The following is a 16,459-nucleotide window of genomic DNA, read 5'->3' as shown; positions in this document are numbered from 1 at the left end:
CGAAAAACAACAAAATGAATCATAGATGCCTTCCTATCCATCCCCACCTAAAAATCAATCCATCCCACCAACACCTTTTGCCTAGCAAGCAAGAGAGAAGTAAGATGACGATCGAAAATCGTTCTAATTAAAAAAAATAGCGACAAACCTTTATTAAATATCAAATAGTTAGATTAACTTTGTGAATCAACAGATTCAACAATTTTACTAACCATAAAAACACTCGAAAATTATGCGTATCGAAGAAAAAGCCGCAAGAATCGTTGCCGCCACACAGATCATCACAGTTGCATCGATCGACGAAAACGGTTATCCGCGTCCGGTGCCAATGGTAAAACTCAAAGATGAAAATGGAGCGATCTACGTCTCAACCGGGACAAGCTCAGCAAAAACCGCCCATTTCAAAGCCAATCCAAAGGCCGGTGTTTCGATCATGAAAGGCAACGATAGTATTGTCTATACCGGTCAGATCGAGATCATTACCGACGAAGCCGTGAAGCGATCACTTTGGGGCGACTGGATGCTCCCCCATTTCCCCGGCGGGATGGAAGATCCGGAATATTGCGTATTGAAGTTCACCCCTCAATCGGCTACCTACTGGATCGATAACGCCTTTGTAAAAAACAACATCTACCAAAACCTCTTTTGTCAAAGCTGCGGCATGCCAATGCAAACCCCCGATCAATTCGGAACAAACAAAGACGGTTCGGAAAACGAAGATTATTGCTGCTATTGCTACAAAGACGGAGCGTTCACCCAAGACTATACCATGGAGGGAATGATCGAGCATTGCATTAACTACCTGGACGAGTTCAACAGTGGTAGCGAAACAAAATTCACCAAAGAAGAAGCTCTCGAGCAAATGAGAAAATTCTTCCCAACCCTAAAAAGGTGGAAAGTAGAACAATAGATCGACAAAAAGATCAAAGATAAAACCCCGTTGTAAAAGTGCAACCCCGTCATTGAGAAAAAATCAAATAATTCTGATTCTTCTTCAATGACGAGGTTGCTGATTATCAGAACAAAAAAAACGACAAATGGTTGGTCCTAATTAAGAATAAATCTTTAAGTTTGTCCATTCAAGACTCGATCGGAATATCAAGTCAATAAAAACACAACAATCAAGACCTTAAAAGAGAATAACCATGAATCACCTTAGTACAAAAGAAAACACAGAAGGCACACAAGAGGTAGAAGACACCGAGTACTTTTGGGATAATGAAACCGAATTACAAGTCGAAGCCGATCCGGGATATCCGCTCATCCCCTTCGGATACGAGTTCTATACCGTTTTTAAGGGCAAAGATTTCGTCAACTGGGCCATATATCTCCTCAATAGCGGCATTCAGAGTGAGCCTCTTTCTATCTTGTCCAAGCTTAAAGATTCAGACGAAGAACAACAAACAGACTGTTTCCTCAAGGCCTGTAAGGATTTAAATATTGCCAAATGGGAAGCCAAAGCGTTGTATGCCGAATACTTCATGTTCCATTTAGCCAAAAAAGTTCTAGACCGACAGATCAACCCGAAGTTAGGACTAAAAATAGCTTCAGACATCAGCGAGCAAACCGCTTGTGATCTACGATACGAACAGTTCAGCTGTCTCTATGACGATATCGAGCTATTGATCTCTTATGGCGAACCCCTATTCAGCGAAAGCCTATCAAAAGATAAAATAGACGACCATATCCGAACAGAGTTTGAGCTGTTCATCTCAAAATCAGAACGATTCAACAGTCAAGACCTCGACCTCACCAATCTCGATTATTGCGAGAATTGCCATTCTCTAACGACCCCTACGACTAAAAAGGTTTTCAAGTACTTCTCATCCCCTTTTGACTACGTCTGCTGTGAGAGATGTTATTCTAAAAACATCCTATCCGGCACTTCACAAGAAGGACGAATTAAGATTTTGGAAGCTTTAAATGCGCCATAACACCTCCATAATTTATAACATGCACGACCTCCAAACAACCCCACGATTCTTAAGAGTATCTTGTCCATTTTCAGTCAAATACCCCAAAACGGATAAAGAAGGCTCGGAACCAACTCACGACAGGTATCCAACACCACGTGCGGTGAAACCTCTAAATTCGATAATTGCATATTATTTTAAAGTCAAACACAGGTGTTTCAAAATCACACTCCATAAGCTGAAGCGAGTCGATCCTCTTTTTAGATTAGCCCACCCAGCGACCTGAGGTTGGACTAAAAACTGAATGCTTCGACGGCCGTGGGGTCACATACATTGGGATCTCTTCATCTGTCGGATAGAACCGTCGCCCATCACGATGCACCTCATACCGATACGGGTTGCGTGCATCACGCGCCTCCTGTTCATCGTGCAACCGCTTCTTCAGCAGCTTCAACGTGTTCGAATCCTCACGCATGAAGTTGGCAAAGTAGTACTTCACATCGCACCGCGTGACCAGTCCCCTCGACGTGCCGTACAGCTCCACATATTCCTTAAACAGTTCCAAGATCCAATCGACAGAATTCAGAAAATCCCGACCCATCTTAGAATGCATCGCCACCTGACGCAAGTACGTCTCGTCGTCCACCAACTCATCGACCCAGTCGCGCCAAGGCTTTTCGGAGGCGAAAAAAGGAAAAGAATCAAAAGAAGATTTCTTGCCCAGGGAAACTCTCGTGGTAGCAGCAGCAAAAACAGCGGCAGGAGAATCAACGTTAGGAACATAACCGGGACAAGGATCTACCGTCGACCGAGAGAATCCTTCTCGAGTAAAACGAGATGAAGATGAATGAGAAGAGGATGACTGGGATTCCAAACGCCCATAGACCCGATTGTCTCGGCTCGAACGGTTGGGAATCGACCCAGTACCGGACTCATAAGAAATTGCCCGAACAGTAGACCGACCGGAAGAAGAAGAAGAAATAAGACGATCAACAGCCGGTCGTTGATTCGTTCTTGGCGAATCCATTCCCGACCGATCCATTCTTGATTGAGCCGTTCTTAATTGACTCATTCTCGACTGATCCATTCTCGGCGAAACCCTTTGTTGAGAATTCGAAATTGCGGCCGTTAATCTTTGAGGCATTTGGCCGTTGTTTTTTTCTTTTTTTCTCTCTCTAATCTTATATAGAGATATACTATTAATCTTTGCGCCCGCGTATGTAGAAATCTGCCTACTATCAGTCAACGAGTTACAAGTTTCCTTAATCTCTTTTTTTACATTCGTTAACTCAGAACGCTCACTGAGCGACTTTTTCTTCACATCGCCACATTGTAACTTATTTTCCTCAGTTGTGAGCTTTTTAATCCTCAACCGAAGTATAAAATCGGTCACCGGCGGCGAGAAAAACTCCTCCCCATCCATCACAAACAATCCATAATTCTTAATGATCTTCATCAGAAAGTTAGCGCGAACATGCGCCAGGCACGCCACCATCGAAAGCAACACCATCACGGCAATAGGATATTTAAATAAATTAACACATAAAAGAATATGTAATTATTTAAAATCCGAGAATGTCGAAGAAAAAAATAAAAATAAATTTGCAAGAACGTGAATAAATTTTATTTTTAACAAAATTCAACTCATTAAAAATTAACTAAAATAGTTAACTGACAGAGGTACGGTATTTGCGACGCTGAGATACGGTGGTTATAGAGGTGAAGTACGATGCTTTTGACTTCATTGATTGCATTAACTTCACTGATTGTACTATTTACTTAAATTTTAAAGTATGACAGACGGACAGTTAAGATATTCCATTTACACATCCGATTCCAATAAAAATATTTAATTTTGCGAGTCTCTAGAACAAGTGAAAAAATGAAAGTCTTCAATGCCTACTTGTCCTATTTCTGCAGATTAAGACGTGCCCACAATCTTGGTAGTGCTCCGCATAAGCCAATACTGCTATTAAGCATCATCGACGCCATAGAGAGAGGGTTCATCCGCAACAAGCGCATTTATATCACCGCCGAACTTATGGCTCTGTTTAAAAGCAATTAGGGAATATGGGTCAAGACCGCTCATACCAGAAACTTCACCCTCCCTTTTTATCACCTCTCTAATGAGCCATTTTGGAAACTCGTCCCCAAGAATGGGCTAACCATTCCGCTTACGAGCCGAAACTCGATCAAATCATTTCAGGCACTAATTCAGACAGTGGACTATGCCATGATCGATCAGGATTTGTTTCTGCTGCTATGCCAACAGTCCGATCGCGAAAGATTTCGAGAGGTTCTGATTCAAAACTATTTTCCGAATGCACAATCTGTCACAGTTAGTAGCACATGGCATCTCAATGTTATAGCAGAGCAAATCTTAAAAGAATCAGCTCTGCAGTACAAAAAAAGAATCAAACAGTTAGAGGAGAAGGAAAACAAAGAATGGTTTGAGGAAGAGATCTACATACGAAATATAGTCTTCAAAGAAAAGATCCCTCAGATTTACAATCACACCTGCTGCATCACGGGACTGAAAATTGAGTCGAACTACGGTCACTCACTCATTGACGCTTGTCATATCATCCCTTTCCATCTAGAGCATGACGACACGATTGGAAATGGCATTACGTTATGCCCCAATCTCCATCGAGCATTCGACTATGGATTGCTTACGATTAATACGGATTATAGGGTTGTGGTATCGAGAAAGTTCACGGAAAGTCCGGAGTCGAGCCATTCTATTCGTCAGTTTGACTCCAAAGCATTGATCTTGCCCGAAAACAAACTATTCTTCCCCAGAAAAGAGGTGGTTCAATGGCACAACGAGAATGTTTTCGAGAAAAAGCTATAATAGAAAAATGACGATTTAAAATTTGCTTATTACAGACGTTCGCTCAGGTGTGTTTCTATCTGTGGCGACTCATGTTCGGAGGGTTCGAAGCCATCGGTATTCGAATGAGTCACGCAAGGATGGATTACAATGCGGTTGAATCATCCGCTTGAATTCATCTCCTTTATTAAAGGCTAACATTCTAACAATGACAGTCCTCTTTAGTGAATAGTGCTTCCGGATTTTCCAATTCATCGACTAATAAATCGACGGTTGTGCAGGGTTTATGCTCCTTGTAATCATCATCACCTTCAAAGAAAGAACGAAGATCGGCTGCCCGCTTTTTGGCGAGATGCTCGTTGCCAATTTGAGTTAACATCTTATAGATAGAAGGATCATTCTTTCGATATTCATAGTTTTCGTATCCGGTATGCTTGCGAATCTCATTTTGTAACTTTATAATATAATCCTGACGACTGATAGCTGAATCGAGGTATTGAAAATGCAAGAAATACCAAAGTTCAAAAGCCTCATTCGACCAAGCACAGTCGAACGAATTGCTTTTAGCTAATTTTATCGCTTCGTTGAAATCATTAAAATCATCTTTATCGAAAACCACCCATATACGATCGAAAGGCAATTGCCGTTTTCGTTCAAGTTCTTCTTTAATCTGAAAGGTTCGTGTAACAAGTGCACAAGTCGATCTTCCCTCACCACGTATCTCTTCAACTCGAACTTCCGAGTATCGATCTTTCACTAAAGCTTGAAAATAGTTTGGTTCTGTACGCGCCCCTTCACAGACGATCAAAAAACGGACTATTTTAGAACGAGTCTTTACTTTTCGCTTTTTGGCTGCCTTTGCCTGACGTTTTTCACGTTTAAGCTGTTCTATCTTATATTTAGGTGTTAGTCCCATAGTTAAAAGTTTTAACCTAAGAAGGGAATGGCTCCATACCTCCCATTGATATAATCCTTTTGCACACTACGATCATTTCGAACCTTAACTCCGTCTTCACCTCTAAATTCAGCCAAAGAATAAAGATCGGACGATTCGGTTTGATCTTTCTCAGTAAACCAAATTTGGTCCCGACGCAAATAGTCCAGATTGAGGAGGTTAGTGTCGTGCGTGGTAAAAATCAGTTGAGCCCCATGCTTATTCGTTTGAGGATCCATGAAAAGCTGCAAGATGTTACGCGTCAGAAGAGGATGCAGTTTAGCATCAAGTTCATCAATGATTAACAATTTGCCCGACTTTAGCGTATCGAAAATAGGACCGGACATTTCAATCATCTTCTTGGTTCCTTCCGATTCCATTTCATCCTTATCGAATGTCCCCACTCCACTCACTTCACCATTTTCATTATAGATATAGTGTGTAGTCTTGGCTTCCATTATTGTTTTACCTTTCAATTCTTCCATCAATTTCAATCGTACAGCATCCGGAATTTGGACTTTATCAGAGAACATTTCATCGGAGAATTTTTTTTCAGTCACCAATAACTCCTTAAAACCAAGCTGTGTATGATGAAAGAAATTTAAAGTTTCTTTACAACCCTCCAAGTGTTCGCTGAACATCTTTAAAGTGAAGCCTTCATACCCTTCGCTATTTATTCCGGAAAGGTAATTGCATTTATGAAACCAATCAAGAATACGCATTGACTTTGAACCTTTCAACTGAGCTACCAAAGAGACAAACAATCTATTGGATGGCGTAGCATTCTCTTTATCTAAGCCTTCGGGGAAACGAACTCTTGAAACTTCAAACTCATCCTCAACTCTGAGAAACAGATTAAATTCTCTTTGCCCATCACGCTTTTCGTACAGCCATTCTTTGCAAATATGGGTTGTGTCATATTCAAATCCATATCGGTATTTGACCTCATCCTGCAAAAACTGAATTTCAAAAGAAGTGGGATTGCTCGCAGATACCAAATCCAATTTGAAGGGTTGATAATTAAGCTCATCTTTGGGGTTCAATCGGACACTACCCAACAAGACCGTTCTCATGGTGGTCAACGCCAGCAACACATTGCTCTTTCCACTTGAATTAGCTCCATATATGACTGCAGCCGGCAACAAACGATAAGGATCTCTCCTAACAATGGATGTCTTCACTTCTTTGATTGAACCGGCTTCTAGACTAAGCGTCTTTTCGTCTCTAAATGAGCGAAAATTCTGATATGTGAAGTTTACTAACATGGCTTCTAATCTTTTTATAGATACAAATATAAGTATATTATCTAGTCGAACGAAAACTTTTTGAGATTTTTTCTCATTATTTTAAATCTGAATAGTTTTTTCAATCACTAATAACCTAAAAAAGTCGAGACATCATTTTATGCTAGGGCCTACCTAATTTGATAATTGATACTATTTAGTCTTTAACAAGCCTTATATGTGGTGCAGGCATTCCTCTCTACTTGTTGGATGCAACGAACAGAATGACAAAATGTCTTTATTCAGGGTTTCGGGCAGATCTATTTGTATTTTTCTTCTAACTCCAACTTTTTTACTCGGGCGCGTATCGCCCCTTCATTGCGTTGGAAAATTTCGGCGAGTTCTTTCGTGGTCTTTCCCTCACAAAAAAGCAATTCTAATCGATCATCATCTTCTCTTGTCCACGGCATATAAGCCTTCGGATAATCAACCCGACATGCTTCGAAGGAATAAGTGGGCACGCCCAATAGTTGCTTGTAGGCTTTCAGATATTTTCGCAAACGCTCCACGTCCTTCTCAGAGATATAAGCCAACCGACGCACATCCATATTATCGGTCAAATCGTTCAGCTTAACCTTTACAGCCAACGAATTTGTTTTCACTCGTTCGATAAACTTATCGTATGGCTCGTTTTCAGACTGCTTGGTTACGCATCGAAGCGCATCAATAATCTTTGCAGAAAAGCCTTCAGCTATCAATCGTTCGAAACTCCAATCGCTATCTTCAATCACATCATGTAGCACACCAACGATCTTTTCTTCGTTAGTAATCCCCATCTCCATCACGCGCAATGGATGCTCAATATACGGCTGTCCACCTCTATCAATCTGCCCCTCATGAGCTTTAAGGGCTATCTTTATCGCTTTGTTCAACATCATGATTTAGTCGGTAATTTAACGGATAATTTATGAAATTTGAGATAAGTTCCTAACGCCATCTCCTTCTTAATTAAGACATCTTTCGGGAAACTCTCCACCCCATCTTTATGAGGATAGATAATCAAACAATCGATAATCGTTGTCTCATCGTGATCGGTCTTTGTGATTTTTTTCCTCAAAGCCGTGTTACGGGCATAGCCTGATAATTGTCTCACATTATCATGGTGATCTTTATCCTCCCACAAAGGAATGTATTTGGCATCAATTATCGCTTTCTCGTTAGATTTCACAAAATCGATTTCATTACCAAATGTACTCACATGATACTCGATCTGATCTTTATAGGCTGATTTGAGTTTACTGTAAACATATAATTCAAACAGCAAAGACATGTCAATCCAAAATGGAGGCAAAGATTTTTCAGACTCCTGATCTATTTGATCGATGTCGTAACTAAATCTTCTTAAAATGAGTTGAGCGACCTTTAAGGCCTCTGCATAGTCTTTGTAGAGTGGATTGGTTTTAAATTGCTTAATGAGCTGTAGTGGCAATTCGTCATCAATAGAAGCCATCGCACCAAGACAATAAGTTAAAATCCTCTTGAGATCGACCGAACAACTGAGATCGGGATAAACATGGATAAACCGATTGACAAACACGAGTGTCTTTTTGAGTATCCTATTCTCGATGCAATCGACTGAATAATCTTGATACCGACAGACTGTTCTATCGATTCTGCCGGTGCTATAATTACGATTTAGGGTTTGATTCAACAGGATCTTACCCTTAATCTTACTGCTTAAATTCTCCTCTCGCCGGATATAGTTCAGTTTAAGCCCCTTTCTTACGATCCGTTCGGTTAGTTTAAGGAAGTGAACAATCAACATCGGCGTAAGAATAGATTGGGCTGAATCAATCTTGATGGGTTTGGCATTAAAATCAATCTGATATATTCGACTTAACCCGGAGGAGACCCCTCTACACTCATGATCGAAGCAGTGCATAAACATGGAGATGAAATCGAGAGTCTTGATCTTAGGTTTTACATACAGAAAACTCTCACCTTCTTTAATCCATTTTAAACCGATAAAGTATTTGGCCCGAATCATCGTTTGCTTACGGTCATGCCAATCTACACCCAACAACCTTTCGGGGTTCTTAGGATCATACTCATCCGAGTTCAGCACATCAATAAACGCTTTCCTCTCCTTACCATCCACTGTAAACGGTTCAGAGGACTTCTGTTCACAGATTTCTATTTTGATATTACTATGCATCAGATGGCAAATTGTTTTTTATGGACAATTCCTCTATGGCTGTATATTGTCCGGTGGTACTATCCTTCTGCAAATTCAAGATACCATCATTGACATATTCTCGCAACAGCGGCTTTATTTCGTTTTCGAGTTTCAGATCGAGTTCATCTAGATTTTGAGCAATAAAATAGCTGTGACCAATCATTAGATCGTCTGCATTAAACTCCGGACTGATCTGCTTCATTAACTCTTTTACGGCATGGTATAAATGCTTTGCAACGGACTGAACATCATCCTTTAGTTCACCTGCTATGACTTCAAAATCTGATTTTATGGTCACAAAGCCAAAACGCCGACGGATAGCATAGTCGATATATCCGACACTTCTGTCGGCTGTATTCATTGTCCCGATGATATAGAGGTTTGACGGAACACCAAACATCTTTTGCGAGTATGGCAGTTTGACAGTCAGTTCGTTGTCTTCTGAAATACGTTTGTCGGCTTCTAATAGGGTAATGAGTTCACCAAGGATCTTCGAGATGTTTCCACGATTTATTTCATCGATAATCAAGACATAATTGGGGCGGTCGGGATTACAAACTCTGTCCGCTGTAGGGGTATGAATAAAGGCTTGCACGGCAGACTCCTGTTCCTTGTTTGATAGATTATCAATATCCACACTCTCTTCACTCGAAGTCCTTTTATAACCAACGATATAGTTTAACACAGCCCAGTATCCCGACGACTGGCATCCACCGATAACTTCTCGAACTTCGTCGTTGATGTTTTCCATGCCATCGACTGCAGTAGTTGTATCAAAATGCAAAAATAATTTCCGAAGCCTTTCTTTTGAGACGATATATCGGCGATCGCCACCTCCTTGTGCGCGAAATTGGATGTTATTTTGTGCCGTAATCTTTAATCCAACTATTTTTTGTCCTGTTTTGGTCGGCAATCCTTTAATTTCTCCGGAGTTAATGCGTTCAATCAGAACATCATAGATGTCGTCGTACTCCAGTTCAGTAGAAATGTTCTTAGACAAAGCGATTGTACTCAATAAGGCTCTGTCGGAAAGATCTTTGAACAGTCCCGCTTTGGGTTCAAAAGTAACCCCTTGTGGAGTACTTACAGGTTTTAGTCCTTCGACAAATTCCTCATAATCCATAGACTGGTGAAAGGTCGTAAACACAATTCGTTTTTCACTTTTAAGCTCATTATATCGTCTCATTACAGCAGTACGGTCCTTAAAATCATTGAAATCCGGATCACAAACAGCCACTGCTAGTTCGGCCGTTTTAAATGTTTTTCCCGTACCCGGCGCTCCTTGAAGGATGATTTGCTTTTTCAATTCCAGAACTTTTTGAATGGGATTCAACATTTTTGCCTTTTTATCTGTGGTTTTTATTAATTGTTGTGCGCTTCCTACTAATCTATTTCGTTCTTCTAGAATAATCTGGTAAGGATGTATCCATTCCTTAAGATTGTATAGGAGCATTTCAAAGTCTACTTGATCGACAAAGTACGAGAAGTCAGCATCATCCTTAGCTTTGCCATTATTAAAGACCTCAATTGATTTCCCCAAAAGGGTATATTGACCTCTTTGTGGATGAATCAATTGTTCTTCATTACCCTCCAAATACCTATACTGATACATATGTTTTAAACACTCCTTTTGTTTGTTTAAATAAGCCTTCATATAAGGTGTTACCTCAGGCATAATATCATTGACATAGGGTACATATTGCGTATTGAACCCCAATCCATAGATCACTCTTTTGGAATCCGGGTAGAAGGCACAATGATACTGGAGTTCACACCCACCGCCTTCATTTATAAACCAGTCTTCTCTATTCTCAATTTTAAATAACTGCCCTTTAGTCGCACTTCTTGCTTTGCCTAAAAGCTTTTTTCTCGTTTCTTGAAAATCATTACAAAACTTCTGCCCTAGTTTTTCATTGATCAGCGCGACAAGCTCCTTCGCATCTTTAAATTTCACTTGTTTGTTTAGAGCATTAATATAGCAGATGAAATGCGTGTTAATGAGAGCATTCGGCATACCACCGGACATATTTTGATTATATCTTCCGAAAGAAGTCCCATCTTTATTTGAACAATACTTTCTTAATTGTTCCGAATAGTCGTTTACCTCATTAACATCAATCTCATAAAGATCGTCTACCCCAAACGATTCTTTGAATCGTGTTTTAATCTCGTCAAGCCTCGAGTTCACATTATCCTCATTGATCAAGGCAAAATAGCTGGATGGGATAACATTTAATAGCCATTTCGAGAATTCCTTTTGATAGTTTTTATTATTCATACGATGAAGATCTTATTTACCGGTTCAATTTTGGCCGAATAGATTTGGCTAAGGCAATAGTAGAATACTTATTGTCCTCTTTGAACCATCTAATTTTCATGCAAATATAGTACTACTTATTTACTTTATTGACGGTTTAAAAAGATTCTTTTTTTTAAAACAAAAATAAAAAAAAATATTAACATTCAAAATTAAACGGATTGAACGAGACAAACAATTTATCCGTACAAGAGTTATAAATTTAGCCTTAAAAAAATTTTATAGACAAATACAAAGTGTATTCTTTCGCTAATGCCAAACTTTTCAACTATTTTAGTCGCATTATTGCAAGTTCTGTTTAAAGGGAACACAAGCCTTTATACAAACGGCCAATAAGGAGAACTAAATAATACGAAGGGATTGAAGGTCATTAATGAGCTACATCCGGACATCACTAATAAAGCAAAAGTTGAAATTGAAGCAAGGCAAGCTGAAGCAAAGGCTAGCAAAGGAAAGAAAGCTGAAGCAAGACAAGTTAAACCAAAATTAAAGTCAGATCATGGAAGATTTAGTCAATGGACGCTGCGGTTGGTGTGGAACCGACGAGCAGTATGTAAAATACCACGATGAGGAATGGGGACGATTGGTCACTGATGATCGGACGCTATTCGAATTTCTGGTACTGGAGAGTGCCCAAGCCGGACTAAGCTGGATCACCATTCTCAAAAAGCGGGAAGGGTATCGGAAAGCTTTCTGCGAATTCGATGCCAAACAAGTGGCTCAACTGACGGATGACGATGTGGAGCGGCTCATGCTGTTTGAGGGCATTGTGAGAAACCGCTTGAAGATTAAGTCGACCATCACCAATGCTCGACTGTTCCTCGCCATACAAGAAGAGTTCGGCAGTTTCTATGAGTATACGCTGTCGTTCTTTCCGGACAGAAAGCCGATCATCAACAGGCCTCGATCATTGAGTGAAGTTCCGGCATCTTCTCCCGAATCGGATGCCATGAGTCGAGATATGAAAAAACGGGGATTCAAGTTCTTCGGAACAACAATCTGCTATGCACATTTGCAGGCTGCGGGGTTTGTCAACGACCATTTAGTGGGATGTGTCTGCAGAAAAGTAGAATAAAAAAGCTCGCAGAACCTAGATTCTGCGAGCTTCTATTTTTAGGAGAGAGAGAGAATAAGCGTATACATTATTCCACAATCTGTTTCGCGAAACTATTCCATCCGTGTGCAGCTTTGTAGGTTTCGACAGACCCGGCCGGTACTTTTATGGTTTGAACGGTATAAGGGAAGGCTTGCCAAGCTCCTGATATCGTATTGGCAATAGCAGGGGCTGTGCCCTCAACCGTTACGACTTTCAATCCGGTATTGGCAAATGCGTTAAAATTAATCTGTTTAACGGTAGCCGGAATAACGATCGACTCTAAATTTGGTGAACCGGAGATTGTATTTTGACCGATAATCTCTACGTTTTGGGGGATCTCGAAGTGAATGAGCTTTGGACAACGTTCGAAGGTGGAAGCTTCCAATTTCTGATCGGCTATGCTCGTATTAACAACGGCACGACCAAAGGTTTCAACTCTTTCTAACTCTCCGGATAGATAGAAAACTCTTTGATCCATATAACAAAGGCTGTTAGGGAGTCTGAGGTTTACAAGTCCGGACTCTCGGAACGCTTCATTTCCCATCTTCAAAAGTCCATCCGGCAAATACAACTCTTTCAATGATGTCGCATTAAGGAAAGCCTGATATTCGATTTCTTTGACCGACTGCGGCAGCTTTATCACTGTTACATTTTTATTTAAAGCAAAGGTCTCATGCGTTATTTGTGTCAGGGATGTTTGACTTAAATCGATCTCTTTTAGATAGTCACAACCATAAAACGCAGCCTCATCGATGGTCACTAGCGTCTTGGGGAAATTGATTTCTGTGATCTGAGACCAGGCGAAAGCTTGTTCACCAATCGACTTTAATCCTTCGTTCAAGGTCACATGGGTTATCTTACTTTGTCTGAAGACATTGCTTGCAATAGAGGTTACAAAGTCCGGTAATACGAGACGAGTAAGATTAGCCTCTACTTTGGTGAGGACACCATTTTCAACTTTTATAGGTAGAACCTTTACAGAAAAAGTGGTCGTCAGCTTATTGATGGTCACAGACAAGGTTAAATCGTCTGATGATTTCTCCGAAGAGAATCCACTGATATTGGCCTCTGTGATGTCTAATCGTTGTTTGCTATTGTCGCTATTGATGCCTTCAACGATTAATCCTTTAAGCGATAATGGCTCCCCTAATGAGTAAGTTGTTTTATCAGGAAGCGATGTTACAGAGATTTTTACTAGTTCTGATAGGTTGGGCTCTATTTTCTCAAGAGAATCTTCTTTTGAGCATGAAGAGAAAGTAATTACGACTAACAGTGTAGTCAACACAAAAAAATTAATTGTTCTAAATTTCATAAATTCTATTTATAATTAAATTCAACATTAAATCTCATTGAGTTGAGATTTAGAGTTTTCTTATCGTTCTCGTTTAATCGCCGATAAAACGACGTCAAGGATGGACTGTTTTTAGGTCTATCTTTCCTTTAACCTTTCCTTCCATCTTTGCCTCTAAGGTAAGGCTTCCTGCTTTTTCTGTAGATTGCACAATAGCAACCAACAGACCATTGAAAAGAGGCATCTGTGGCAGATGAAATAAATCTAACGAGGTACTATTCCCGTTTCCTCCGGCTCTATACACGCCTTCGCCTTTCACTTTAAACGTTACAAGATTCTGGGCATTAGGACAGAGATTGCCGTCTTTATCGACGACCTTTACGGTTATGAAGGCCAAATCTCTGCCATCTGCCGTTATCACAGATCTATCGGCAGTTAGTTCTAGATGATGTGGTTTTCCTGCAGTGTGAAGCTCTTTTTCTGCAACCGGTTTCCCTTCTTCGTTGTAAGCTACAACTTTTATTGTTCCGGATTCGTATTTAGTATCCATCCACATCAAACGATATCTCTCTTGCCGTTTTAAATCCTTTGTATCGCTATTATGAATCGTTATGGAAAGATCTTTCTGGCGTTTTCCTTGACTAACGCCATTGATAAACAGCTCAGCGGAAGGATAATTGGTGTAAACAAAAACGGGGGTGGTCTGTCCTTCTCTTCCCTCCCAATTCCAATGAGGCAGGATGTGCAGCGTCTCCTTTGTTTTGTTCCAATGGCTCCTATACAAGTAATATCGGTCTTTAGGAATTCCGACCAAATCGACAATGCCAAACAGAGACGAATGACTAGGCCAATCGGTGTAGTATGGGGTCGGCTCTCCTAGATAGTCAAAGCCTGTCCACACAAATTCCCCGATGCAATAGGGCAAATCTTCATGTTGCATGTAATCGTCTTCCGGCAAATTGGACCATGAGCAATGCTCTACATCGTAAGATGAGGATTGGTGGTCTTCGTATTTCTTCATTTGCTGACGGGTGACGGGGAATTTATAAACGCCTCGCGAACTCACCGTGGAGGTGGTTTCGCTTCCTAAAATAATGCGTTGAGGTAACTTTTTGTAGGCCTCTTGATATTTATGTGGGCGATAGTTGAACCCAAGTACTTCCATCACGGCGCCAAAGTTATTATTCATCACAGCATCAGGAGCATCCATGCCTTGGGTCACAAAACGCGTCGGATCTTCACGTTTACAGATGTTTTGTAACCACAACGAGAGTTTTGCACCTTGATTGCCATTGTGTTGATCCGGGACTTCATTCCCAATACACCACATCACCACACTAGGATTGTTTCTGAATTGATGGATCAGGTTTACTAAATCTTTCTCAGCCCATTCATCGAACACAAGATGGTATCCATTTTTCATTTTAGGAGTTTTCCATTCATCAAAGGACTCAGCCATGACCATCATTCCCATCTCATCACAAGCCTTAATCAATTCGGGAGCCGGCATATTGTGCGATGTTCGGATCGCATTGGCGCCCATCTCTTTTAGGATACGAATTTGACGACGGATGGCAGCCTCATTTACAGCAGCTCCCAATGGGCCTAAATCATGATGCATACAGACACCTTTGAAAACCGTTCTCTTACCATTTAGGAAAAAGCCCTTGTCCGGAATCATTTCTAATGTTCTAATGCCAAAAGATGTTGTATATTCATCTTTCAGCACCTCTCCCTGATACAGTTTTGAAATGGCTTTATATAGGTTCGGGGTATCGGTATCCCAGAGTAAAGGATGCTCCACGATTAAGTCTTGCTCTATAACGTCTAAGTCGTATGCTGTAAGCGCCTTTCTATTGGAGGCCACAAGTTTACCATTCTTATCGACTAGCTCTGTTAACAACTGGAAGTTGTTGACCGTTTTACATTGGGGGTAATTGATCTTTGTTTTAATATTTACCCGTGCAAAATTGGCTTTCACAACAGGTGTCGTCAATTGGGTACCAAAAACCGGAATATGAACATCCTCCGTTATCACTAAATGGACATTCCGATACAATCCGGCACCCGGATACCAGCGTGATGATTCGGGTTTGTTCTCCAAACGAACGGCCAAGGTGTTTTTACCTTCTGCCTTCAAGAACGGGGTTACATCGAAATGGAAACTGTTGTAGCCATACACCCAATGTCCGATCTTCTCTCCATTCAGATAGACCTCGGCATGACTCATTGCTCCATCGAAGATGAGACTGGCATGTTTACCGAGTTCGAATGCTAAAGCTTCAAAATCGAGTCGATACCACCCCACCCCGACAAATGGAAGTCCACCTGTGCGTCCAGTGTGTTGTTCGGCTTGCGTTTGTCCATCTTGCAGAATAGCCATTTCTTGCTGATCATTACGATTACTGAACGGTCCATAAATGGCCCAATCGTGTGGGATGGTGACCTGTTGCCATTTAGAATCATCATAAGTGGCAGAGCTAAAATCCGGATGATCTTCTCGCGTGAATCGCCACCCTTTCTCCAGAAGATATTCTGTACGCACTTGTGCTTTTGCAGTAAAGCATATCCCTACAAAAAAAACAAAAAGTAATTGTCTGATCTTTTTTACCATAA

At 40.7% G+C, this 16,459-nt stretch carries 12 protein-coding genes and 1 pseudogene; 5 read left to right on the top strand and 8 right to left on the bottom strand.

Going from position 1 to position 16,459, the window contains the following annotated elements:
• Window positions 1-232: 232 nt before the first annotated feature.
• The 3 genes and pseudogenes from AC4PG5_RS01950 to AC4PG5_RS01940 form a co-directional block, all read left to right on the top strand.
• A pseudogene (locus tag AC4PG5_RS01950) lies at window positions 233-547 on the top strand (pyridoxamine 5'-phosphate oxidase family protein); the annotation flags it as partial.
• Window positions 548-661: 114 nt separating this feature from the next.
• On the top strand, window positions 662-910 hold the full coding sequence (locus AC4PG5_RS01945; RefSeq protein ID WP_492030664.1) for a zinc ribbon domain-containing protein: 249 nt from the start codon (window positions 662-664) through the stop codon (window positions 908-910).
• A gap of 235 nt (window positions 911-1,145) precedes the next feature.
• Complete coding sequence (locus AC4PG5_RS01940) at window positions 1,146-1,934, top strand: hypothetical protein (protein ID WP_492029780.1); 789 nt, start codon at window positions 1,146-1,148, stop codon at window positions 1,932-1,934.
• Between the two features lie 244 nt (window positions 1,935-2,178).
• Here AC4PG5_RS01940 and AC4PG5_RS01935 read toward each other — a convergent pair whose 3' ends face one another.
• Window positions 2,179-3,369, bottom strand: coding sequence for a DUF7833 domain-containing protein (locus AC4PG5_RS01935; protein WP_492029779.1), 1,191 nt, complete (start codon window positions 3,367-3,369; stop codon window positions 2,179-2,181).
• 777 nt (window positions 3,370-4,146) lie between these two features.
• On the opposite strand from AC4PG5_RS01935, the gene AC4PG5_RS01930 reads away from it, so the two are divergent.
• On the top strand, window positions 4,147-4,767 hold the full coding sequence (locus AC4PG5_RS01930; protein WP_492029778.1) for an HNH endonuclease: 621 nt from the start codon (window positions 4,147-4,149) through the stop codon (window positions 4,765-4,767).
• Between the two features lie 181 nt (window positions 4,768-4,948).
• Here the strand turns inward: AC4PG5_RS01930 and AC4PG5_RS01925 are convergent, their stop codons facing one another.
• From AC4PG5_RS01925 to AC4PG5_RS01905, 5 genes are all read right to left on the bottom strand, one after another.
• Window positions 4,949-5,662 carry an RloB family protein gene (locus AC4PG5_RS01925; RefSeq protein ID WP_492029777.1) on the bottom strand — a complete coding sequence of 238 codons (714 nt, stop codon included), beginning with the start codon at window positions 5,660-5,662 and terminating at the stop codon, window positions 4,949-4,951.
• An 11-nt stretch (window positions 5,663-5,673) separates the two neighbouring features.
• Complete coding sequence (locus AC4PG5_RS01920; RefSeq protein WP_492029776.1) at window positions 5,674-6,945, bottom strand: AAA family ATPase; 1,272 nt, start codon at window positions 6,943-6,945, stop codon at window positions 5,674-5,676.
• Between the two features lie 278 nt (window positions 6,946-7,223).
• Entirely contained in the window at window positions 7,224-7,841 is a 618-nt protein-coding gene (locus tag AC4PG5_RS01915) for a hypothetical protein (RefSeq protein WP_492029775.1), read from the bottom strand.
• Window positions 7,838-9,118 (bottom strand): 5-methylcytosine restriction system specificity protein McrC, encoded by a 1,281-nt coding sequence (locus tag AC4PG5_RS01910; RefSeq protein ID WP_492029774.1) that lies wholly within the window; start codon window positions 9,116-9,118, stop codon window positions 7,838-7,840. Before AC4PG5_RS01910 ends, AC4PG5_RS01915 begins: the two co-directional genes overlap by 4 nt.
• A complete protein-coding gene (locus tag AC4PG5_RS01905) occupies window positions 9,111-11,417 on the bottom strand; it encodes an McrB family protein (RefSeq protein WP_492029773.1) in 2,307 nt (768 codons plus the stop codon). Before AC4PG5_RS01905 ends, AC4PG5_RS01910 begins: the two co-directional genes overlap by 8 nt.
• Window positions 11,418-11,955: 538 nt before the next feature.
• Here AC4PG5_RS01905 and AC4PG5_RS01900 point away from each other — a divergent pair.
• Complete coding sequence (locus AC4PG5_RS01900; protein WP_492029772.1) at window positions 11,956-12,531, top strand: DNA-3-methyladenine glycosylase I; 576 nt, start codon at window positions 11,956-11,958, stop codon at window positions 12,529-12,531.
• Window positions 12,532-12,598: 67 nt separating this feature from the next.
• On the opposite strand, the gene AC4PG5_RS01895 is transcribed toward AC4PG5_RS01900, so the two are convergent.
• The gene (locus tag AC4PG5_RS01895) at window positions 12,599-13,864 is read right to left on the bottom strand and encodes a leucine-rich repeat protein (RefSeq protein ID WP_492029771.1); all 1,266 of its coding nucleotides are present in this window, start codon (window positions 13,862-13,864) and stop codon (window positions 12,599-12,601) included.
• Window positions 13,865-13,958: 94 nt separating this feature from the next.
• Window positions 13,959-16,457 carry a beta-galactosidase GalB gene (galB, locus tag AC4PG5_RS01890; RefSeq protein WP_492029770.1) on the bottom strand — a complete coding sequence of 833 codons (2,499 nt, stop codon included), beginning with the start codon at window positions 16,455-16,457 and terminating at the stop codon, window positions 13,959-13,961.
• Between the last annotated feature and the right edge of the window lie 2 nt (window positions 16,458-16,459).

The organism is Bacteroides sp. QWL-09, assembly GCF_058683585.1.
The sequence above is the reverse complement of the archived record's forward strand: the minus strand, read 5'-3'. Positions and strand labels throughout refer to the sequence as shown.

Bases quoted from the DNA above. Each gene is read 5' to 3' on its own strand.
- AC4PG5_RS01945 (WP_492030664.1), top strand. From the start codon at position 662: ATGCCAATGCAAACCCCCGATCAATTCGGAACAAACAAAGACGGTTCG.
- AC4PG5_RS01940 (WP_492029780.1), top strand. From the start codon at position 1,146: ATGAATCACCTTAGTACAAAAGAAAACACAGAAGGCACACAAGAGGTA.
- AC4PG5_RS01935 (WP_492029779.1), bottom strand. From the start codon at position 3,369: ATGAAGATCATTAAGAATTATGGATTGTTTGTGATGGATGGGGAGGAG.
- AC4PG5_RS01930 (WP_492029778.1), top strand. From the start codon at position 4,147: ATGATCGATCAGGATTTGTTTCTGCTGCTATGCCAACAGTCCGATCGC.
- AC4PG5_RS01925 (WP_492029777.1), bottom strand. From the start codon at position 5,662: ATGGGACTAACACCTAAATATAAGATAGAACAGCTTAAACGTGAAAAA.
- AC4PG5_RS01920 (WP_492029776.1), bottom strand. From the start codon at position 6,945: ATGTTAGTAAACTTCACATATCAGAATTTTCGCTCATTTAGAGACGAA.
- AC4PG5_RS01915 (WP_492029775.1), bottom strand. From the start codon at position 7,841: ATGATGTTGAACAAAGCGATAAAGATAGCCCTTAAAGCTCATGAGGGG.
- AC4PG5_RS01910 (WP_492029774.1), bottom strand. From the start codon at position 9,118: ATGCATAGTAATATCAAAATAGAAATCTGTGAACAGAAGTCCTCTGAA.
- AC4PG5_RS01905 (WP_492029773.1), bottom strand. From the start codon at position 11,417: ATGAATAATAAAAACTATCAAAAGGAATTCTCGAAATGGCTATTAAAT.
- AC4PG5_RS01900 (WP_492029772.1), top strand. From the start codon at position 11,956: ATGGAAGATTTAGTCAATGGACGCTGCGGTTGGTGTGGAACCGACGAG.
- AC4PG5_RS01895 (WP_492029771.1), bottom strand. From the start codon at position 13,864: ATGAAATTTAGAACAATTAATTTTTTTGTGTTGACTACACTGTTAGTC.
- galB (WP_492029770.1), bottom strand. From the start codon at position 16,457: ATGGTAAAAAAGATCAGACAATTACTTTTTGTTTTTTTTGTAGGGATA.